Genomic DNA, 20443 nt, shown 5'->3' with positions numbered 1-20443 from the left:
AGAGCCCGTGGGACGTCATACCGTCGCGGCGCCGGTGAAGAAGCCGCGCCGAAATCTCGTCTTGTCCATCATCGGCGCGGTCGCCGTCGTCGGCGTCGTCGGTTCAGGGGTGTTCCTCTGGGTGGGCGGCCACCTCGACCCGCTGCTCGCCAACGCCGAGGCCGGCTGCAGCGAACCGCAGCAGCTCGTCGTCGTCGCCGACCGCTCGATCGCCCCCGCGCTCGCCGACATCGCCGACACCTTCGACCGCAAGTCGGGCGAGTGCGTCACCACCGAGATCACCGCGCAGGACGCCGCCGACACGGCCGCCGTGCTCGCCTCCGGCGGCGTCGACGCCGACGTGTGGGTGCCCGATTCGAGCGTCTGGCTCGACCGCATGAACGCGACCGCCACCTCGCTCGGGCAGACCGCCCCCGAGATCGACGCGCGCGCCTCGATCGCCTCCACGCCGATCGTCTTCGCCGCGGCCGCCACCGACGCCACCGCGCTCGCCAGCGAACCCGTGAGCTGGTCGCGGGTGCTGGGCGGCGCGCTGCCGACGATCCTGCCCGACCCCGAGGCATCCGCTGCGAGCCTCGCGGGGCTGCTCGCGCTTCGCGCGCGCTCCTCGGCGGAGGACCCCAGGCAGTTCGCCGGTGCGATGATCGCGCTCGGCAAGTCGATCCCCGCCTCGACGAGCGCCGCGTTCAGCGCGCTCGGCGCCGGCGACACCCCCTCCGTCGTCATCACCACCGAGGCGCAGGTCGCCGCGTACAACGGCGACTCGCCCGCCGAACCGCTCGTCGCCGCCTACCCCGCCGACGGCACCCTCGCGCTCGATTACCCGTTCGTCAGGCTCGCGACCGCTGACGCCGCCGACGCCGCCGAAGCTCCGGCCGACGACTCGGGCGAGTCCGCCGACGGCGAGGGCGTCACCACCAAGGCCGAACTCCTCGACGCCTTCGAGGCCGCCGTGCGCGATTCCGCGAAGCCGCTCGCCAAGGCCGGGTTCCGCGCCGCCGACGGCAGCGGCTCGCTCGACCTGCCCGGCGTCGGCACCGAAGGCCCCGCCACCCAGCCCGCCGCCGATGCGGCGACGCAGCTCGAGATCCTGCGCGCCTGGGGCGTGCTGACGCTGCGCTCGCGCATGCTCGCCGTCATCGACGTGTCGGGCTCGATGGAGGAGCCCGCCGAGAACGGCCTGCGCCGCATCGACATCTTCCAGCAGGCAGCCCTCGGCGCCATGCAGAAGTTCTCGGGCGAGGTCGAGCTCGGCGTCTGGGTGTTCTCGACGGCCCGCAACGGCGAACTCGACTACGAGGACCTCGCGCCCATCGCGCCGCTCGCCGATGCCGCGCACACGCAGCAGATCGCGGGCGTCATCCAGTCGCTGCCCGCCCGCCTCGGCGGTGCGACCGGGCTCTACGACACCACGCTCGCCGCCGTGCAGCGGGTGCGCGAGACCTACGACCCCGAGAAGGTCAACTCGGTGCTGCTCATCACCGACGGCCGGAACGAGGACGAGAACGGCATCGCGCTCGACGCGCTGCTCGCCGAGCTCAAGAAGATGGACGACCCGACGAAGCCGGTGCCGGTCATCATGGTCGGCTTCGGCCCCGACACCGACCTCGCCGCCATGCAGCAGATCGCGCAGGTCACCCAGGGCGCCGCGTACTCGGCCTCCAAGCCCGAAGACCTCGGCGTCGTGCTCGTCGACGCGCTGTCGCAGCGGAGCTGCCGCCCGAACTGCGGCTGACGCCGCGAGCGCCCGCTGCCGGGTGCACCGAGAAAGACGCTCTGTGCGCCAGTTCGACTGGCGCACAGGGCGTCTTCTCGGTGCGGCGAGCGGAGCAGGCTCCGCTCGCCGCGTCAGTGCCCGACGGGCGCGCCGTGCTCCATGTCGGCCGGCTTGCGCACGAAGAACGCGCCCACGATCGCGAGGATCGAGATGATCGCGCCGACGAGGAACGCCGCCCGGATGCCGGCCGCCTCGGCCGCGAGAGCCGGGGCGCCGCCCGCTGCGGCCGTCGCCGTGCGCGAGGTCATCACGGTGATGAACAGCGCAGTGCCCGCCGCGCCGGCGACCTGCTGGATCGTGCCGAGGATCGCCGAACCGTGCGAGTAGAAGCGCGGCTCGACCGAGCCGAGCGCCGAGGTGAAGAGCGGGGTGAAGGTGAACGCGAGCGACGTCGACATGACGATGTGCGCGATGAGCACGAGCCACGGCGGCGTCGACTCGGTGACCATGGTGAGGCTCCACAGCACCACCGAGACGCCGATCGTGCCGGGGACGAGCAGCGGGGTCGGGCCCACCCGGTCGTACAGTCGGCCCACCGTCGGCCCGAAGAGACCCATGATGAGCCCGCCGGGCAGCAGCAGGAGCCCCGTCATGAGCGGCTCGAGGCCGAGCACGTTCTGCAGGTAGATCGGCAGCAGGATGATCGTGCCGAACAGCGCCGCCATCATCACGGTCATGAGGCCGATCGAGATCGCGAAGTTGCGCGAGGTGAAGGTGCGCAGGTCGAGCAGCGCGCGGTCGGTGCGCTGCAGCACGAGCTGGCGCAGGATGAACGCGGCGATGCCGACGACGCCGACCGCGATCGAGATCCACATGGCGGTCTCGTCGCCGGTCGAGCGGCCGCTGACGACCCCGCCGACGAGGCTCAGGCCGTAGACGAGCCCGCCGAAGCCGAAGGCGGAGAGCACGACCGAGAAGGCGTCGATCGGCAGCACGCGGGTCTCGCTGATGTTCTCGACCCGGCGGATGCCGATGACGAGCATCGCCAGCGCGATCGGCAGCACGAGCCAGAACATGAACCGCCACGACAGGAACGTCAGGATGACGCCTGAGATGGTCGGCCCGATCGCGGGTGCGACCGACATGACGATCGACACGCGACCCATGAACCGACCGCGGTCGGCGGGCGCGACGACCGTCATGAGCGTCGTCATGAGCAGCGGCATCATGATCGCGGTGCCCGTCGCCTGCACGACGCGGGCGCCGAGCAGCACCTCGAAGCCGGGGGCGAGCGCGGCGAGCAGCGTGCCCGCCGAGAACAGGCTCATCGCGAGGATGAACACCGGCCGCGTCGGGATGCGCTGCAGCAGGAAGCCCGTGATCGGGATGACGACCGCCATCGTGAGCATGAACGCGGTGGTGAGCCACTGCGCCTGCGAGAGGGTGATGTCGAGGTCGGTGACGAGGTGCGGGATCGCGACGCCCATGATCGTCTCGTTGAGGAAGACGACGAAGGTCGCGGCGAGGAGCAGCCAGATGACGCGCGAGTTGCGGGCGCCGTGGGCGGGTTGGTGGGCGACGACGGCCGCGTCCTGGGCGGCGGCCTCGGCGCTGATCGCCGGGGTGGATGCGGTCGAGGGAGTGAGGTCGGATACGGCGCGTTCGGTCACAGCAGTGAGTCCAATCGAGATCGGCGCGGGCGCGCCGGAGTCAGGCGTCGAAACGTGAGAAAGATCGAATAGGTGGGTCAACCCGCGAGAGGCGACGCGCTATTCCCAGATGCCGAGATCGATCGGAATGCATGGAACGCGGTCGCCGCGGCGGCCGCGTTCATGAGAATGCGGGGTCGCAGGTTACGGGGCCGGCGCCGGGCCGTCGGTCGGCGTCGGACGAGGCAGCCAGCCCTCGAGCAGCTGCTCTTCGGGGGCCAGCTCGTTCTCGAGACGGCGTTCGCGTTCGGCGTCGTCGGCGGCGGATGCGGGAGTGGAATCGCTCATGGCGTCACGATACCGCGCACCGCCGACACGGCGCGTACGACGGCGGTCGCGGCATCCTCGATCTCGGGCGCCGTCGTCGACGAACCGAGCGTGAACCGCACGGCCGTCTGCGCGAGCTCGCCCGGCACGCCGATCGCCGTGAGCACGTGCGAGGGCTCGTCGCTGCCCGCGGCGCAGGCCGAACCGCTCGAGCAGACGACGCCGTCGCGCTCGAGCTCGAGCAGCACCGCCTCGCCGGCCGTGCCCGGGAAGACGAACGACACCGTGCCGGGCAGCCGACGCGTCACGTCGCCCGTGAGTCGCGATTCGGGCACCTCGGCGAGCACGCGGGCGGCGAGGCGGGCGCCGAGCGCGCCCACGCGGGCGGCGGCCGCGGCCCGCTCCGCCTCGGCGAGCCGCAGCGCCGTCGCGAACGCGACCGCACCCGCGACGTTCTCGGTGCCCGAACGGCGTCCGCGTTCCTGTCCGCCGCCGTGCAGCACGGCCTCGAGCGGCAGCCGGCCGCGCACGACGAGCGCACCGGTGCCCTTCGGGGCGCCGACCTTGTGCCCGGCGAGCGAGAGCGCGTCGACGCCGAGCGCGTCGAGCGAGAGGGGCAGCCATCCGGCGGCCTGCACCGCGTCGCTGTGCATCAGTGCGCCATGCGCGTGCGCGAGCGCCGAGAGCTCCGCGATGGGCTGCACGGTGCCGATCTCGTTGTTCGCGAGCTGCACGGAGACGAGGGTCGTGTCGGGGCGCAGCACGGCGGCGAGCGCCTCGGGCGCGACCAGCCCCGCGGCATCCACCGCGACCTCGGAGACCTCGAAGCCGTGATGGCGCGCGAGGTACGCCGCCGACTCGAGCACGGCCTCGTGCTCGATGGGGGAGACGACCACATGGCGCCCACGGGGCGAGGCGAGGGCGAGGCCCTTCACGGCGAGGTTGTCGGCCTCGGTGCCGCCGCTCGTGAAGACCACGTCGCCGGGGCGGGCACCGACGACCCCGGCGACCGCGAGGCGTGCCGCTGCGAGCGCGCGTGCGGCCTCGTCGCCCAGTCCGTGCCGGCTCGACGGGTTGCCGAACGCGCCCGTCAGGTACGGCCACATCGCCTCGAGCGCCTCGCGGCGCACGGGCGTGGTCGCCGCGTGGTCGAGGAAGATCACGGATGCCCCGTAGCGGAGGCGGCAGCGCCGGCGCTAGCGCCTGGAGCGTGAGCGGCAGCGCCGGCCGGCGCCTCGACGACGACGTCGAGCCCGAGGTCGAGCGAGCGCACCGAGTGGGTGAGCGCGCCGACCGAGATGACGTCGACCCCGGTCGCGGCGATCGCGGCGACCGTGTCGAGGTTCACGCCGCCCGAGGCCTCGACGACCGCGCGACCCGCGATGCGGGCGACGCCCTCGCGGAGCTCGTCGGTCGTGAAGTTGTCGAGCATGATCGTGTCGGCCCCGCCCGCGAGTACCGCGTCGATCTGCTCGACGCGGTCGACCTCGACCTCGAGGTGCGCGGTGTGCGGCATCCGCTCGCGTGCCTCGCGGAGCGCTGAGGCGAGGTCGGCGCCGCCCGCGGTGAGCACGGCGAGGTGGTTGTCCTTCGCCATGATCGCGTCGGAGAGGGAACGCCGGTGGTTCCGCCCGCCGCCGTCGCGGACGGCCTGCCGTTCGAGGCTGCGGAGCCCCGGCGTGGTCTTGCGGGTGTCGACGATGCGCGCCCGGGTGCCCGAGGCTTCGGCGACGTAGCGCGCCGTCAGGGTCGCGATGCCCGACATGCGCTGCAGCAGGTTGAGGCCCACGCGTTCGGCGCGCAGGATGCCGCGGGCCGACCCCGACACGCGGGCGAGCGTCTGGCCCGCGGCGAACGGCTCGCCGTCGGCGGCGAGCGGCTCGACCACGATGGCCGGGTCGACGAGGCGGAACGCCGCCGCGAACACCTCGATCCCGCTGAGCACGCCCGGCTCGCGGGCGACGAGTTCGGCGGTCGCCGTCGCGTGCTTCGGAATGAGCGTCTCGCTCGTGAGGTCGCCCCAGGGGGCGTCCTCATCGAGGGCCATCGTCACGATGCGGTCGATCTCACGGGCTTCGGTCATCAGGCGGCCTCCAGTTCGGGCGCGGGGGAGTGCGCGGCGGCGATCGGTGCTGCGGGGTCATCGGTTCGGAAGTGCGCGCCGACGCTCGCGCGCCGTGCGAGCGCGGCCGCGACGGTGAGCCGCGCGAGGTCGAGCAGGTTGCGATCCTCGGCCGAGCGGCGGTCGACGGGGGGCGCGGCGCGCCAGGTCTCGAGCAGGGCGGATGCCTCGCGCAGCCCCCGCTCGTCGCGCTCGAGCCCGACGTGCCGCCACATGAGCTCCTGCAGCGCCGCGCGGTCGACGGTCGGGTGCGCTCCGTCGGCGCCGCGGCGTGACACACCGGGGCGCGCGGGGGGCGGCTCGGCGTGTCGCCCCAGACTGCCGACGGACGGAACGGGACCGGCCGGCGGCAGTTCGCCGGCCGCAGCCGGCTCGCCGGCGATGGCGCGGGCGACCCGCTCGGCGAAGACGGCGGCCTCGAGCAGCGAGTTGGAGGCGAGCCGGTTGGCGCCGTGCACGCCGGTGCGGGCGCACTCGCCGACGGCGAAGAGCCCGGCGAGGCTCGTGCGGCCCTCGAGGTCGGTCGTGATGCCGCCCATCGCGTAGTGCGCGGCGGGCGTCACGGGCACGGGCTCGTGCGCCCAGTCGAAGCCGGCGTCGCGCACGACCCGGTCGAGCCCCGGAAACCGCTCGGCGAGGAACATGCCGCCGAGCGCGGTCGCGTCGAGCAGCACGGGGGCGCCGCCCTGCTCGGCCATCCGCCGCCACACGGCCCGGGCGACGACGTCGCGCGGGGCGAGCTCGGCGTCGGGGTGCACCTCGGGCATGAATCGGATGCCACGCGCATCGCGCAGCACGGCGCCCTCGCCCCGCACGGCCTCGGAGATGAGCGGCGTGCCGGGGGCGGCGAGCGCCGTCGGATGGAACTGGGTGAACTCGAGGTCGGCGACCTCGGCGCCGGCGCGCCAGGCAGCGGCGACGCCGTCGCCCGTGGCGACGTCGGGGTTCGTGGTGTGCGTGTACAGTCGGCCGCTGCCGCCCGTCGCGAGCACGACGGCGTCGGCCCGGCGTTCGACGAGCCGGCCGTGCTCGTCGAGCAGGAGCGCGCCGACGACGGTCGGCACGCCCGCGCCGTTCGGCCCCGGTGCCGGCTCGACGAGGAGGTCGACGAGCATCGTGCGCTCGTCGATGCGGACGGCGCGCCGCCGCACGGTGCCGACGAGGGCGGCTTCGATCGCGGCGCCGGTCGCGTCGCCGCCGGCGTGCACGATGCGGGCGCGCGAGTGCGCCGCCTCGAGGCCCCGCGAGAGGCCCGACTCGCCCCGGTCGAAGGCGACGCCGAAGCGGATGAGGTCGCGCACGCGCGCGGGCCCCTCGTCGCAGAGCACCCGCACGGCCTCGGCGTCGGAGAGCCCGGCGCCCGCGGTCATCGTGTCGGCGAAGTGCCGGTCGGCCGAGTCGTCGGGGAACAGCGCCGCGGCGATGCCGCCCTGCGCGTACCTCGTGTTCGTCTCGGCGAGCTCGGTCTTCGTGACGAGCTCGACGGTGCAGCCCGCATCGGCGGCCCGCACCGCGGCCCAGAGGCCCGCGATGCCGCCGCCGATGACGAGGACGCGGGTCATGTCAGGCTCCGGGGGTGGCTGCCGGCGGCTTCGCCGCGAGCATCCGCTCGAGCGCGACCCGTGCGGGCTCGGCGACGTCGGAGGGCACCTGGATGCGGTTCACGATGCGCCCCTCGACGAGCTCCTCGAGCACCCAGGCGAGGTAGCCGGGGTGGATGCGGTACATGGTCGAGCACGGGCAGACGACGGGGTCGAGGCAGAAGATCTCGTGCTCGGGGTGCTCGGCCGCGAGACGCTGCACGAGGTTGATCTCGGTGCCGATCGCGAACGTCGAGCCGGCGGGCGCGGCCTGGATGGCCTTCACGATGAAGTCGGTCGAGCCGGCAGCGTCGGCCGCGTCGACGACGGGCATCGGGCACTCGGGGTGCACGATGACCTGGACGCCGGGGCGCGATGCGCGCGCGGCGGCGATCTGGTCGACCGTGAAGCGCTTGTGCACCGAGCAGAAGCCGTGCCAGAGGATGACCTTCGCCTCGACGAGCTCGTCGGACGAGGACCCGCCGAGGGGCTTTCGGGGGTTCCACATCGGCATCTGCTCGAGCGGCACGCCCATCGCCTTCGCGGTGTTGCGGCCGAGGTGCTGGTCGGGGAAGAACAGCACCCGCTGCCCGCGTTCGAATGCCTGCTCGAGCACGACGCGCGCGTTCGAGGAGGTGCAGACGATGCCGCCGTGGCGCCCGACGAAGCCCTTGAGGGCGGCCGAGGAGTTCATGTAGGTCACCGGGATGACCGGCACCCGCCCCGTGGCATCCACCGCGTCGAGCGGGCCGTAGACCGACTCGAGCTGCTCCCAGCACTCCTCGACCGAGCTCTCGTCGGCCATGTCGGCCATCGAGCACCCGGCGGCGAGGTTCGGCAGGATGACGGCCTGTTCGGGCTTGGAGAGGAGGTCGGCGGTCTCGGCCATGAAGTGCACGCCGCAGAACACGATCGCCTCGGCGTCGGGCCGGGTGAGCGCCGCGTTCGCGAGCTGGAACGAGTCGCCCACGAAGTCGGCGTGCTCGACGACTTCGTCGCGCTGGTAGAAGTGGCCGAGCACGACGACGCGGTCGCCGAGGGTCGCCTTCGCGGCGCGGATCCGGGCGTGCAGCTCCTCGTCGCTCGCGAGCCGGTACGCCTCGGGGAGGGCGCCCTGGCGGGGGGAGCCGGTCGGGATCACATCGCCCATCGAAGCGCCGGGGCCGTAGCCGGCGGGGCCCTGGTCGAACTCCCAGGGGCCGGCCGCGAGTTCGGGCGCGCAGCTCGCGCCCTCGGCGCCCGCGGCGATGAGCTGCAGGGTGCGGTCGACGGATGCCGCGTGGCGGACGTCGGGGTTCGTGATGGTCATGAGGCGGGCCTCTCGATCTGGAACGGTTCTCGGGGATCGGCCGTGCGTGGGGCCGTGGGGTCGTAGCGGTAGAGCTTCGGGGGGCGGTGGGCGGTGCCCGCCTGGAAGCCGCCGGTCTCGCGGAGGCGGCCGGACGCGATCATCGTGCGGCGGAAGTTCGCGGGGTCGAGGCTGCGCTGCAGCACGGCCTCGTAGATCTCGCGGAGCTCGGCGAGCGTGAACTCCTCGCCGAGGAACGCGTGGGCGATCTCGGTGTACTCGACCTTGGTGCGCAGCCGCCAGAGCGCGTACTCGACGATGTCGTTGTGGTCGAAGGCGAGCCCGGGCAGCGTGTCGGCGGGCACCCAGCGGACGTTCGGCCCGGCGACGGCGCGCGCGGCCTCGTCGCTCTGCACGAGCGCCCAGTAGACGACCGAGATGACGCGGGCGTCGGGGGATCGGTCGACGCCGCCGAAGGTGTAGAGCTGCTCGAGGTACTTCGGGGCGAGGCCCGTGGTGGCGCGCAGGGTGCGGGCGGCGGCGACCTCGAGCTCCTCGTTGACGGGCAGCCAGCCGCCGGGGAGCGCCCAGAGGCCGAGCTGGGGTTCGCGGGTGCGGCGCACGAGCGGGGTCCAGAGGACGGGGCGGCCGGCGGCGTCGGGGCGCAGCGCGAAGATGACGGTCGAGACGGCGAGCCGAGTCGGTGCGTCGAGCTGGTGCGGCATCTCGGTCCTTCCGGTCGTGGGTCTGCGACGGTGCGGATGCTTCGAGTCAATCTGACTCGAAGGGGGAATGACGTCAGCTTACAGTCACGATGACCAGAAGGCGAATCTCGGGGTTGGCCCGGAGTCGATCAGGGGGTTCCGCTGACCTTCGATTCCGTGCCGCCACTGATGCCGCGCCGATCGGACGGCGCGCAGCATGAGACGTCCTGACCACGGCAATCCGCCAGAGAGGAGGCACGCCATGAAGAAGGCGTTCCTCGTGACCACCGTTCTGTTCGTCATCGACTCGATGCTGCAGGTCTACTTCGCCGCCTTCGGCTCGTTCGGCATGGAGACCGGCGACGAAGAGGCCTGGAGCCTGCACGCGATCAACGGGCAGATCGTGCTCCGCGTGCTCGCCCTCGCGCTCATCGTCTTCGCGGCGCTCGCCCGGGCCGGCAAGCGCACCATCTGGATGGCGGTCACCGTCTTCCTGCTGACCGTGCTGCAGCTGCTGATCTTCATCCTCACCGGGGTGATCTTCGGCGTCGGACCCGAGACGACCGTCGTGCCGCTGCCCGCGATGCTCTGGGTGAGCCTGCACGGGCTCAACGGCGCACTCATCCTCGTGCTCGGCGTCGCCCTCTTCTTCCGCGCGCGCAGGCTCGTCCGCGAAGGCTCGGCGCCGTCGAAGCCCGCCGTCGAGACGCAGCCCGCATCCGAGTCGTCGGGCGTCGCCTGAACGGCCGACCCACCACGGCGAGGAGGGCACAGCGATGAGCACGGTCGCCCTCCTCGCCGTGTACGGCGTCGTGATCATCGCGGCGGCGTGCCTGTGGGCCGCCGCGGCGTCGACCGGCGGTCGCGGCTCGCGATGGTTCGCGATCGGCGGATGCGTCGGCGTCGCCGTCGCGACGGTCGCCGCCGTCGCGCTCGCTGCCCGCGACCTCGCGTTCGCCGACGAGAAGCTCGTCCTCGGCGTTCCGCTCGCCGTGGCGGGCTGCGTCGCCGGGCTCGTCGGACTGCACCGGCGACGCTCCGACGCCGACGCCGACGACCTCGCCGCGCGGGTGCTGCTGCTCGCCGCGGCCATCGCGGTCGCGGCCGCCGCCGTCGCGACCTGGCTCATCGGCGGCCCGGTGCGGCCGGTGCCGACCGCGGTGCTGCTCATGCTCGTCGCCCTCGCGATCGGCGCGAGCTGGGCCGTGCTCGCGCATCGCGGCCGCCGCGCGATCGTCGGCTTCGCGGGCATCGCCGCCGTCGTGCTCGCCGGTTCGCTCGGCTGGGTGTGGCTCGCCGACACGGCGCCGCCCTCGATCGAGGCCTCCGCCGCGCACGCGCACGCGGGCCTCGGCGCTGGGGTCGAGGGCGACGCCGCGGACGACGCGGGCGCCGAGGCATCCGCCGCGACCTCGGTCGACGAGCTGCGCACCCCCGACGAGGTCGACGCCCCGGTGCGCCGCGTCGAACTCGTCGCCGCGCAGCGCGACGTGACGCTTCAGAGCGGCACCGAACTCGCGGTGTGGTCGTTCGGCGATCGTCTGCCGGGCCCCGAGATCCGCGTCGTCGAGGGTGAGCTCGTCGAGGCGACCCTGCGCAACCGCGACATCGACGACGGCGTCACGCTGCACTGGCACGGCGTCGACGTGCCGAACGGCGAGGACGGGGTCGCCGGCGTCACCCAGGACGCGGTGCGGCCGGGCGGCGAGTTCGTCTCGCGCTTCGTCGCCGACACCCCGGGCACCTACTGGTACCACACGCACCAGGTCTCCTCAGAGGGGGTGCGCCGCGGCCTCTACGGCATGCTCGTCGTCGAACCGCGCGGCGGCATCGCCGAGGCGGTCGACCTCGCGGTGCCCGTGCACTCGATCGGCGGTGCCGTGCTGCTCGGCGGCGACGACGGCGAACAGGTGCACGACGTCGAACCCGGCACCGCGGTGCGGCTGCGCGTCGCGAACACCGACCGCACGCCGCTCCGCGTCGCCATCGGCGGTGCGGCCTTCCGCGTGGTCGCGCTCGACGGCCGCGACGTCGCGGGCGGCCGGAAGGTCACCGGCGAGGCGGTGCGCCTCGGGGCCGGGGCCCGCGCCGACCTCGTCTTCGAGATGCCGGCGGGCGAGGTGCGCCTCGGCGTCGACACGGCGGCTGACTCGGTGCTCGTGTTCCGACCGGCCGCAGGCGCCGTGCCGGTGGCGGACGTCGGCAAGACCGTGCCGGGCACGCCGACCGCGACGGCCGGCCCCGAGGCATCCGCCCTCGACTTCACCCGGCTGCCCGAACTCGACCTGCTCGCCTACGGCGCCCCCGAGGGCGAACCAGGGGAGGTGCCGGCCCGTTTCGGCGAGGTCACCGCGACCGCCGAACTCGTGCTCGACCGCCTGCCGCGCTTCGTCGGCGGCGCACCGGGCTACGCCTACACGGTGAACGGGCGCGTCTTCCCCCATATCGAGCCGATCGAGGTCGACGAGGGCGACGTCGTGCGCATCCGAATCGTGAACCGCGGCTTCGACACCCACCCCATGCACGTGCACGGCCATCATGTGCTCGTGCTCTCGCGCGACGGCGAGCCCGCGAGCGGTGCGCCGCTCTGGCTCGACACCGTCGACGTGCGCCCGGGGGAGGTGTGGGAGGTCCTCCTTGTCGCCGACAACCCCGGCATCTGGATGGACCACTGCCACGATCTCGAGCACGCCTCGGCGGGCATGATGATGACCCTCGCCTACCGCGGCGTCACGACCCCGTTCGAGCACGACGCGCACGGCAACCGGCCCGAGTGAACGCGCCGGGCCTCAGTCGGCGCCCGCGAGCTGCGCGTCGATGCGCTGGCACATCCGCTCGCGCTGCCGCTCCTGCTCGGCGTCGCTGAAGAGCTTCGGCACGGCATCGAGCCCGGGGTAGTGGTGGCTCGCGGCCGCCCGCTCCTCTTCGGTGGCCCGCGCCCCGTCGGCCGGGCAGTTCGCCGCGGTGTGCAGCGCGGCGCTGAAGCGGGCCTGGCTCGCCTGCGAGAGCGCCCAGCCGAGCGGCGGCACCACCGCGGGCTCCGAGGCCGGTGCCACGACGATCACTCCGCCCGCGGCGGGGGCGCCGTCGCCGATGAGCCGATCGAACGCGTCCAGACACGTCGATGCCGGGGCCTCCTCGCTCCCGCTCGAGTTCTCGCCTTCGCCCGTGTTCTCGACTTCGCCCTCGCCCTGCTCGTCGGGGCACGCGTCGGGCATGGTGAGCGCGATGCGCTGGATCCAGGCGTCCTGCCCGGTGAGGCGCACCCGCGCGGCATTGCCGGTGATCGGGGCGAGCGGTTCGGCCTCGGCGCGGGCGATGTCGGTGACGAGGTCGTAGCCCTGCGAGTTGCGGAGGTAGAGGAGCACCGGGACGAGCGTGACGTCCGAGCCGGGTTGCGCGTTCACCTCGGCGAACCGGTCCATGAGCTCGGGGGCGATGTCGGCGATCGTCGCGAGCGAGGTGGGTTCGACGTAGCCGCCGTCGACGAACTGCGCGCCGTCGACCGCGGTGCAGGGCTCCCGACCCGGCAGGCTGCCCGTCGGCGTGATCACCGCGAAGCGGGCCGAGAGCATCGACGCCGTCGACCAGTCGAGGCCGGCGAGGCAGTCGGACGCCTGCTGCGCGTCGGCGAGCCCCGGCAGTTCGTCGAACTGCAGCATCGAGGGCAGGCCGCCCGTGCCGTCGCACGGTCCGATCGTGCCGGCGCCGCGGGAGGCGGGGTCGTCGCGTTCGGCGATGATCGGCGCCTGCTGCACGAGCAGCCGGCACTTCGTCACGACGTCGGCCGAGTTCATGAGCAGCGCCCCGGTCAGCGGGTCGATCTCGTTCGTGAACGGCGCGTCGAGGGAGGTGCCGTCCTCCCACCAGGACTCGATGAGGGCGGCCCGGTCGCGCCAGCGCCAGCCGTGGTCGTCACCGCTCGCGGGGTCGAGGTAGGAGGGCACGTGCACGCCCCAGCCGCCTGCGACCGCGTCGCCCACGACGAGCCCGAGCGCCGCGGTCGAGACCGCCTCGGGGCCCGACAGGCTGCGGGCCTCGGCCACGAGCTTCTCGGCGTCGCCCTGCTCGCCGTCGGCGATCGAGCTCGCGAGGGCGAGTCCGACCGAGCCGCCGCTGATGCCGCTCGCGACGAATCCCGATCGGGCGGCGCAGCCGTCGAGCGCCCCGAGCACGGAGGCCGTCCAGTACGCGGCACGGATGCCGCCGCCCTCCGAGGCGATGAGGAACACGGGGCGGGCGGCGGGGCCGCCCTCCTCCGCGTCGCCGCCCTCGAGCGGCACCGCGCACTCGGTGTCGGCGCGGAGCGCCTCGAGGTGCTCGCGGAGCGCATCGGGTTCGACCGGGTTCGCCGCAGGCGTGGTATTCGACACGTGCACCTCGTGCAGCGCGGTGTCGGAGGCGCCGTCCCACGGCATCGCGGAGAGCGCCACGTTGATCACGAGCGGCACGACGAGACCGAGGGTGAGCACCGGGGCGGCGCGCATGTTCATCCAGCGGAACGGTGCGATGAGCTCGCGGGCCTGCACGAGGAGCGTGAACGCGCCGAACACGGCCACCCAGGCGCCGAGCGAGACGAGCATGACCGCGACGGCGCCGAACGTCTCGGCGATCTGCGCCGGGTAGAGGAGGCCGCCGAGCAGCACCGCTGCGCCGAGCACGAGCGCGAGCAGCTCGACCCAGCCCGACTTCGAGACGTGCACGCCGTCGGGATGCGTCGCCGTCGTCGGATCGAGGCGCGCCCCACGGAGGAACCGGATGACCGGCTCGCGGAGGTTCGCGGTGGTGAGCACCCCCCACGGCGCGAAGACGACGACGCCGACGGAGAGCGGCACGAGCACCCAGCCGAGGACGCCCGCGTCGGATCCGCCGAGGACCACCGGCACGAGGAACGAGCGCACGACCCCGATGGCGCCGACCACGAGTGCGATCGCCGCGAGCGAATCGCCGACGATCCAGCTGTCCGCGGCCCGTTCGACGTCGGCCTCCCGCGGTGTCTCGGGGTGGGCGTGCGACCACGGCCAGGTCGCCGCCGCGAGCCCGGCGACGAGGAGTTCGACGCCGAGGAGGGCGAAGAAGGTCGGCAGGTGGATCGCCGCCTTCGCGCCCGTGATGCCCCCGATGACGAGCGTGATCAGGGCGAGGAGCAGTTGCGCGGCCGGCGCGATGAGCCACGGCCCCGCAGCGTGCAGCCAGTTCGGGGAGGGGCGTCCGACCCAGCCGTGCACGCGCGTCTGGATCATGTACTTCGTCCGCCGACGGTTGAGCGCGAAGGTGAGGAGCCCGGTGATGAGCAGCGCCGCGATCCCGAAGAACGCGTGCCAGCCGCCGCGCGGTCCGTCGGCCCACTGCCGCTCCACATCGGGCAGCTGGTCGAGCAGGTCGGCCGCGGGGATGCACGCGAGCACGAAGAGGGCGAGGATGACGAGTGCCGCCAGCCGGTGCACCCAGATCGCCCGGCCGAGGCGGCGCAGGCGCCCGCCGATCCAGGAGCGGTACTCGGGGATCCGCAGCACGGCCACCGCGAACACGACGAAACCGAGCACCTTCGCGAGGGTGACGAAGGCCATGATCCGGCCGATCGAATGCGCGACCTCCGCAGCGCCGATCGACACGGCGGCGCCCGCGCCGAGCTGCAGGGCGCCCTCGAGCACCTCGCTCGCGATGATGGTGGCGAAGGCGATCGACGGCACGAGCTGCGCCGGGCGGGGCGCGATCGCGATGAGCCGGTGCAGGAGGATCGCGTACGCGAGCACCATGACGGCGTCGAGCACCGCGGAGAGGATGATCCACTGCCCGATCTGCTCGTGCCACGGCATGTTCGCCCAGGCGCTCCAGCTCGTCCGCTGCAGGAGGGAGAGCGGGCTCAGGGCGAGGTTGAGCGAGTGGCTCTGGCCGTCGGCGTCGGGCACGCTCGCGATGAGCCGGTCGAGCTCGGCGAGGGCGACGGCGATGAGGAGCACCACCGATGCGAGCGAGAGGGTCTGCCCGAGACTGCGCCAGGTCGCCGCCGGGATCGGGGTCCAGTCGGGGCGATCGAGCTCCCCGGAGGGCGAGACGTCATGCGGTCCCGTGCGCGACTGCGATACCTGCGACATCAGCTTCCACCCGCTCTGGCTCGACCGTGCCGACGCGATGAGGGTACCGCCCGACAAGCGCGCTCGGCATACCTCGATGTGGGGGTGGCGGACGCCGCCGTCCGGCGCATCCGGGCGCTGCTAGGATCACGGTACAACCTCATACCGGGCCATCGACGCGTCGCGGGAGAGCCGGCAGCACCGTTCGCACGGGCGGGCCGGCACCGAAGGAGCAAGCCTCCCTGCCAATCTCTCAGGTCACCAACACCGCGATGACGAGGCCGCTCTGAAAAGTGCTCCGCGCGATCACGCGCGAAGCCGCCCACGGTGAAAGCGCGTCGACGCGTGAAACTCTCAGGCTCATGACAGAGGGGGAGTTCTCATGCGGCATCCGCCGCACGAATCGCGACCGCGCATGCTGCTCCTGCAGCAGCCAGTCCAAGGAGAACTCGTGACGAACGACCCCGGTACCACCGCCCCCGCCGATGAGCGCCTGAGCCCGCTCGACGCCGTGCACCGCGCAGCGGGCGCGAGCTTCACCGACTTCGCCGGCTGGCAGATGCCGGTGCGCTACTCCTCCGACCTGGCCGAGCACCACGCGGTGCGCACCTCCTCGGGCATCTTCGACCTCTCCCACATGGGCGAGATCGTGCTGATCGGCCCGCAGGCGGCCGCTGCACTCGACTTCGCGCTCGCCGGCAAGCTCTCGGCGATCGAGATCGGCCAGGCGAAGTACTCGCTGCTGCTCGCCGAGGACGGCGGCATCATCGACGACCTCGTCGTGTACCGCACCGGCGAGGACCGCTACATGGTCGTCGCGAACGCCTCGAACGCGGCCGTCGTCGCCGACGAGCTGCGCGCCCGCGCCGAGGGCTTCGACGTGTTCGTCTCCGACGAGAGCGACGACGTCGCGCTCGTCGCGCTGCAGGGCCCAGACGCCCGCGCCGTGCTGCTCGAGACGCCGGGCTTCGGCGTCGAGGGCCCCGGCAACGACGAGGACGACTTCGACGCCCGCATCGCGGCGCTCAAGTACTACCGCTCGTTCCCCGCGACGTTCGAGGGCCAGCCGGTCCTCATCGCACGCACGGGCTACACGGGCGAGGACGGCTTCGAGCTCTACGTCGCCCCCGAGCGCGCCACCCGCCTCTGGGAGGCCCTCGTCGAGACGGGCGGCCCGCGCGTCGTGCCCTGCGGGCTCGCCAGCCGCGACACGCTCCGACTCGAGGCGGGCATGCCGCTCTACGGCCACGAGCTCGGCCGCGACATCCTGCCCGTGCAGGCCGGCCTCGGCCGCGTCGTCGCCCTCGCGAAGGAGGGGGACTTCGTCGGTCGCGCCGCGATCGAGCAGGGCCCCGCCGCGGATGCCCCGGTGCTCGTCGGCCTCGCGGCAGAGGGGCGTCGCGCGCCCCGCGCCGACTACGAGGTCTACGACGGCGACGCGGCCGACGCGGCGCGCGTCGGCATCGTCACGAGCGGCGCGCTCTCGCCGACGCTCGGCCACCCGGTCGCGATGGCCTTCGTGAGCCCCGCGCTCGCCGAGGCCGGCACCTCCCTGTTCGTCGACGTGCGCGGCACCCGCATCCCCGCCGCCGTCGTGGCGCTGCCGTTCTACAAGCGCGCCTCCTGATCCCGGCGCCGCGCGCCGACCTGGCGTGCGACGCGAACCCCGAGTCGTCCGAAACCTCAAGGAGCACCCCATGACCGACCTCAACGCCCTGCACTACACCGAAGAGCACGAGTGGATCTCGATCGACGGCGACGTCGCGACGATCGGCATCACCGACTACGCCGCCGAGAAGCTCGGCGACGTCGTCTACGTCGACCTGCCCGCTGCGGGCACCACGCTCACCGAGGGCACCGTCGTCGGCGAGATCGAGTCGACCAAGTCGGTCGGCGAGCTCTTCGCCCCCGTGAACGGCGAGGTCGTCGAGGCCAACCAGGCCGTCATCGACGCGCCCGAGCTCGTGAACAGCGACCCCTTCGGCGAGGGCTGGCTCATCAAGGTCCAGGCCTCGAACCTGCCGAAGATGCTCACGCGCGACGAGTACACCGCCCTCACCGGCGAGTAAGGAACACCCCCGATGACCTCCCCCTCCTCGGCCTTCGACCTCGACGCCTTCGGGCGCCGCCACATCGGCACCACCCCGAGCGACCACTCCGTCATGCTCGCCGAACTCGGCTACGACTCGCTCGAGGCGCTCATGTCGGCGGCCGTGCCGTCGTCGATCCGCATGGGGGAGGTGCTGAACTCCGCGATCCCCGCTGCCGCGACCGAGCGCGAGGCGCTCGCCGAGCTCGCCGCGCTCGCCTCGCAGAACACCGTGCGCACGCCCATGATCGGCCTCGGCTACTACGGCACGATCACCCCCGCGGTGATCCAGCGCAACGTGCTCGAGAACCCGAGCTGGTACACCGCCTACACGCCCTACCAGCCCGAGATCAGCCAGGGCCGCCTCGAGGCGCTCATCAACTTCCAGACGATGGTCGAGAACCTCACCGGCCTCGACATCGCGAACGCGTCGATGCTCGACGAGGGCACCGCAGTGGTCGAGGCGATGCTGCTCGCGCGTCGCGGCTCGAAGTCGACGTCGAACCGCTTCGTCGTCGACGCCGACGCGCTGCCGCAGACGAAGGCGCTGCTCGTCTCGCGCGCCGAGGCGGTCGGCATCGAGCTCGTCGAGGCCCCGCTGTCCGAGGGCACGGATGTCTCCGCCTTCGGCGAGCACTTCGGTGTCTTCGTGCAGTACCCCGGTGCCTCGGGGCGGGTCTGGAACCCGGCGGAGGTCATCGCGGCGTCGAAGGCGCAGGGCGCCCTCGCCGTGGTCGCGGCCGACCTCCTGGCGCTCGCGCTCATCACGAGCCCGGGCGAGCTCGGTGCCGACGTCGCCGTGGGCACCTCGCAGCGCTTCGGCGTGCCGATGGGCTTCGGCGGCCCGCACGCCGGCTACATGGCGGTGCGCAAGGGCCTCGAACGGCAGATGCCGGGCCGCCTGGTGGGCGTCTCGCAGGACGCCGCAGGCCACCCCGCGTACCGGCTCAGCCTGCAGGCGCGCGAGCAGCACATCCGTCGCGAGAAGGCGACGTCGAACATCTGCACCGCGCAGGTGCTCCTCGCCGTGATGGCGTCGATGTACGCCGTGTACCACGGGCCCCGTGGCATCCGCGCCATCGCCACCCAGACCGCCGGCAAGGCGAAGCTGCTCGCCGGCTGGCTCGAAGACCTCGGTCAGCACGTCGCGCACGACGCGCACTTCGACACGCTGACCGTGCACGTGCCCGGCCTCGCGAAGAACGTCGTGGCCCGCGGCCGCGAGCTCGGCGTGCTCCTGTGGGAGGCCGACGAGGCGACCGTCCAGGTCTCGGTCGACGAGACGACGACGCTCGACGACCTGCACAAGGTCGCGCAGGCATTCGGCGGACCGGAGGAGCGCGAGCTCGACGGCCCGACCACCGAGACCGCGATCCCCGAGGCGCTCCGTCGCACGAGCGCGTACCTCGAGCACCCCGTGTTCAACACGCACCACTCCGAGACGCAGATGATGCGCTACCTCAAGCAGCTCGCCGACCGCGACTACGCGCTCGACCGCGGCATGATCCCGCTCGGCTCGTGCACGATGAAGCTCAACGCGGCCACCGAGATGCAGGCCGTCACGTGGCCCGCCTTCGCGAACCTGCACCCGTTCGCGCCCGAGGCCGACGTCGTCGGCTCGCTCGGCCTCGTCGAGCAGCTCGAATCGTGGCTCGCCGAGGTCACCGGCTACGACACCGTCTCGCTGCAGCCGAACGCGGGCAGCCAGGGCGAGCTCGCCGGCCTCCTCGCGATCCGCGGCTACCACCTCGCCAACGGCGAGGGCGAGCGCGACGTGTGCCTCATCCCGTCGAGCGCGCACGGCACGAACGCGGCCTCGGCCGTGCTCGCCGGCATGCGCGTCGTGGTCGTCGCGACCGACGAGCTCGGCAACGTCGACCTCGACGACCTGCGAGCGAAGATCGCCGAGCACGCGGCATCCATCTCGGCCCTCATGATCACCTACCCGTCGACGCACGGCGTGTACGAGCACGAGGTGAAGCAGATCACGCAGGCGGTGCACGACGCCGGCGGCCAGGTGTACGTCGACGGCGCGAACCTCAACGCGCTCCTCGGCTACTCCCGCTTCGGCGACTTCGGCGGCGACGTCTCGCACCTGAACCTGCACAAGACGTTCTGCATCCCGCACGGCGGCGGCGGCCCCGGCGTGGGCCCCGTCGCGGCGAAGGCGCACCTCGCGCCCTACCTGCCCGGCCACCCGATGGCGCAGCGCGCCGACCACGCCGGCGGCTTCGTGCACGGCGGCGGCCCGGTCTCGGCGGCGCCGTACGGCAGCCCGTCGATCCTGCCGATCTCGTGGGCGTACGTGCGCATGATGGGCTCCGAGGGCCTCAAGCAGTCGACCGCCTCGGCGGTGCTCGCGGCGAACTTCGTCGCCTCGCGCCTGCGCGAGCACTTCCCGGTGCTCTACACGGGCGACAACGGGCTGGTCGCGCACGAGTGCATCCTCGACCTGCGCCCGCTGACGGCCGAGACCGGCGTGAGCGTCGACGACGTGGCCAAGCGCCTCATCGACTACGGCTTCCACGCGCCCACCATGTCGTTCCCGGTCGCGGGCACGCTCATGGTCGAGCCGACCGAGTCGGAGGACCTGGCGGAGCTCGAGCGCTTCGTCGAGGCGATGATCGCGATCAAGGCCGAGGCCGACGCCGTCGGCCGCGGCGAGTGGCCCGCAGAGGACAACCCGCTCCGCAACGCCCCGCACACGGCAGAGTCGGTCATCGCGGGCGAGTGGGAGCACCCCTACACCCGCGAGCAGGCCGTCTACCCGGTCCGTTCGCTCGTGCGCAACAAGTACTGGGCGCCGGTGCGTCGCATCGACCAGGCCTACGGCGACCGCAACCTCGTGTGCGCCTGCCCGCCCGTCGAGGCGTTCGCGTAGGCCCTCGGC

Annotated in this window: 15 protein-coding genes and 1 riboswitch; of the genes, 6 read left to right on the top strand and 9 right to left on the bottom strand. The window is 73.0% G+C overall.

The features are described from left to right. Window positions 1–61 precede the first annotated feature (61 nt). Window positions 62–1735: a VWA domain-containing protein gene (locus tag ACFVTX_RS02565; RefSeq protein WP_386897764.1), complete on the top strand. Its 1674-nt coding sequence runs from the start codon at window positions 62–64 to the stop codon at window positions 1733–1735. A 113-nt stretch (window positions 1736–1848) separates the two neighbouring features. Here the strand turns inward: ACFVTX_RS02565 and ACFVTX_RS02560 are convergent, their stop codons facing one another. The 7 genes from ACFVTX_RS02560 to ACFVTX_RS02530 all read right to left on the bottom strand — a co-directional run bounded on the left by ACFVTX_RS02560 (window position 1849) and on the right by ACFVTX_RS02530 (window position 9408). Then, window positions 1849–3387, bottom strand: a complete 1539-nt coding sequence (locus tag ACFVTX_RS02560; RefSeq protein ID WP_386897762.1) for a DHA2 family efflux MFS transporter permease subunit — start codon at window positions 3385–3387, stop codon at window positions 1849–1851. 183 nt (window positions 3388–3570) lie between these two features. Beyond that, on the bottom strand, window positions 3571–3714 hold the full coding sequence (locus ACFVTX_RS02555; protein ID WP_386897760.1) for a hypothetical protein: 144 nt from the start codon (window positions 3712–3714) through the stop codon (window positions 3571–3573). Beyond that, window positions 3711–4856 carry a cysteine desulfurase family protein gene (locus ACFVTX_RS02550; protein ID WP_386897758.1) on the bottom strand — a complete coding sequence of 382 codons (1146 nt, stop codon included), beginning with the start codon at window positions 4854–4856 and terminating at the stop codon, window positions 3711–3713. The genes ACFVTX_RS02555 and ACFVTX_RS02550 overlap by 4 nt, the downstream gene beginning before the upstream one ends. Next, entirely contained in the window at window positions 4853–5776 is a 924-nt protein-coding gene (gene nadC / locus ACFVTX_RS02545) for a carboxylating nicotinate-nucleotide diphosphorylase (RefSeq protein WP_386897756.1), read from the bottom strand. Before nadC ends, ACFVTX_RS02550 begins: the two co-directional genes overlap by 4 nt. Continuing rightward, window positions 5776–7377, bottom strand: coding sequence for an L-aspartate oxidase (gene nadB / locus ACFVTX_RS02540; RefSeq protein ID WP_386897754.1), 1602 nt, complete (start codon window positions 7375–7377; stop codon window positions 5776–5778). The genes nadC and nadB overlap by 1 nt, the downstream gene beginning before the upstream one ends. Window position 7378: 1 nt before the next feature. After that, complete coding sequence (nadA, locus tag ACFVTX_RS02535; protein WP_386897752.1) at window positions 7379–8704, bottom strand: quinolinate synthase NadA; 1326 nt, start codon at window positions 8702–8704, stop codon at window positions 7379–7381. Next, entirely contained in the window at window positions 8701–9408 is a 708-nt protein-coding gene (locus tag ACFVTX_RS02530; RefSeq protein WP_386897750.1) for an NUDIX domain-containing protein, read from the bottom strand. Before ACFVTX_RS02530 ends, nadA begins: the two co-directional genes overlap by 4 nt. A gap of 241 nt (window positions 9409–9649) precedes the next feature. Here ACFVTX_RS02530 and ACFVTX_RS02525 point away from each other — a divergent pair, with 241 nt between their 5' ends. Both ACFVTX_RS02525 and ACFVTX_RS02520 read left to right on the top strand, forming a co-directional pair. After that, window positions 9650–10129 carry a DUF6220 domain-containing protein gene (locus tag ACFVTX_RS02525; protein WP_386897748.1) on the top strand — a complete coding sequence of 160 codons (480 nt, stop codon included), beginning with the start codon at window positions 9650–9652 and terminating at the stop codon, window positions 10127–10129. 34 nt (window positions 10130–10163) lie between these two features. Next, window positions 10164–12164, top strand: coding sequence for a multicopper oxidase family protein (locus ACFVTX_RS02520; protein ID WP_386897746.1), 2001 nt, complete (start codon window positions 10164–10166; stop codon window positions 12162–12164). Window positions 12165–12176: 12 nt separating this feature from the next. On the opposite strand, the gene ACFVTX_RS02515 is transcribed toward ACFVTX_RS02520, so the two are convergent. Beyond that, window positions 12177–15485 (bottom strand): hypothetical protein, encoded by a 3309-nt coding sequence (locus tag ACFVTX_RS02515; protein WP_386897745.1) that lies wholly within the window; start codon window positions 15483–15485, stop codon window positions 12177–12179. Window positions 15486–15638: 153 nt separating this feature from the next. Further along, window positions 15639–15744, top strand: a riboswitch (glycine riboswitch). After that, window positions 15718–15906: a hypothetical protein gene (locus ACFVTX_RS02510; RefSeq protein ID WP_386898745.1), complete on the bottom strand. Its 189-nt coding sequence runs from the start codon at window positions 15904–15906 to the stop codon at window positions 15718–15720. (Overlaps the previous riboswitch by 27 nt.) Between ACFVTX_RS02510 and gcvT the strand changes: the two genes are divergently transcribed. The 3 genes from gcvT (at window position 15880) to gcvP (ending at window position 20434) form a co-directional block, all read left to right on the top strand. Further along, window positions 15880–17091, top strand: a complete 1212-nt coding sequence (gene gcvT, locus ACFVTX_RS02505; RefSeq protein ID WP_386897744.1) for a glycine cleavage system aminomethyltransferase GcvT — start codon at window positions 15880–15882, stop codon at window positions 17089–17091. The genes ACFVTX_RS02510 and gcvT overlap by 27 nt on opposite strands. 70 nt (window positions 17092–17161) lie before the next feature. After that, window positions 17162–17533, top strand: coding sequence for a glycine cleavage system protein GcvH (gcvH, locus tag ACFVTX_RS02500; RefSeq protein ID WP_386897742.1), 372 nt, complete (start codon window positions 17162–17164; stop codon window positions 17531–17533). A gap of 12 nt (window positions 17534–17545) precedes the next feature. Continuing rightward, window positions 17546–20434, top strand: coding sequence for an aminomethyl-transferring glycine dehydrogenase (gcvP, locus tag ACFVTX_RS02495; protein ID WP_386897741.1), 2889 nt, complete (start codon window positions 17546–17548; stop codon window positions 20432–20434). The last annotated feature ends 9 nt before the right edge of the window (window positions 20435–20443 follow it).

It is taken from the genome of Agromyces sp. NPDC058136 (assembly GCF_042884375.1).
Lineage (GTDB): Bacteria > Actinomycetota > Actinomycetes > Actinomycetales > Microbacteriaceae > Agromyces.
This window is presented reverse-complemented; position numbering and strand designations above follow the sequence as displayed.

Coding starts and splice junctions, on each gene's coding strand:
- ACFVTX_RS02555 (WP_386897760.1), bottom strand. CDS start 3,714: ATGAGCGATTCCACTCCCGCATCCGCCGCCGACGACGCCGAACGCGAA.
- nadC (WP_386897756.1), bottom strand. CDS start 5,776: ATGACCGAAGCCCGTGAGATCGACCGCATCGTGACGATGGCCCTCGAT.
- nadB (WP_386897754.1), bottom strand. CDS start 7,377: ATGACCCGCGTCCTCGTCATCGGCGGCGGCATCGCGGGCCTCTGGGCC.
- nadA (WP_386897752.1), bottom strand. CDS start 8,704: ATGACCATCACGAACCCCGACGTCCGCCACGCGGCATCCGTCGACCGC.
- ACFVTX_RS02530 (WP_386897750.1), bottom strand. CDS start 9,408: ATGCCGCACCAGCTCGACGCACCGACTCGGCTCGCCGTCTCGACCGTC.
- ACFVTX_RS02525 (WP_386897748.1), top strand. CDS start 9,650: ATGAAGAAGGCGTTCCTCGTGACCACCGTTCTGTTCGTCATCGACTCG.
- ACFVTX_RS02520 (WP_386897746.1), top strand. CDS start 10,164: ATGAGCACGGTCGCCCTCCTCGCCGTGTACGGCGTCGTGATCATCGCG.
- ACFVTX_RS02515 (WP_386897745.1), bottom strand. CDS start 15,485: ATGTCGCAGGTATCGCAGTCGCGCACGGGACCGCATGACGTCTCGCCC.
- gcvT (WP_386897744.1), top strand. CDS start 15,880: ATGCTGCTCCTGCAGCAGCCAGTCCAAGGAGAACTCGTGACGAACGAC.
- gcvH (WP_386897742.1), top strand. CDS start 17,162: ATGACCGACCTCAACGCCCTGCACTACACCGAAGAGCACGAGTGGATC.
- gcvP (WP_386897741.1), top strand. CDS start 17,546: ATGACCTCCCCCTCCTCGGCCTTCGACCTCGACGCCTTCGGGCGCCGC.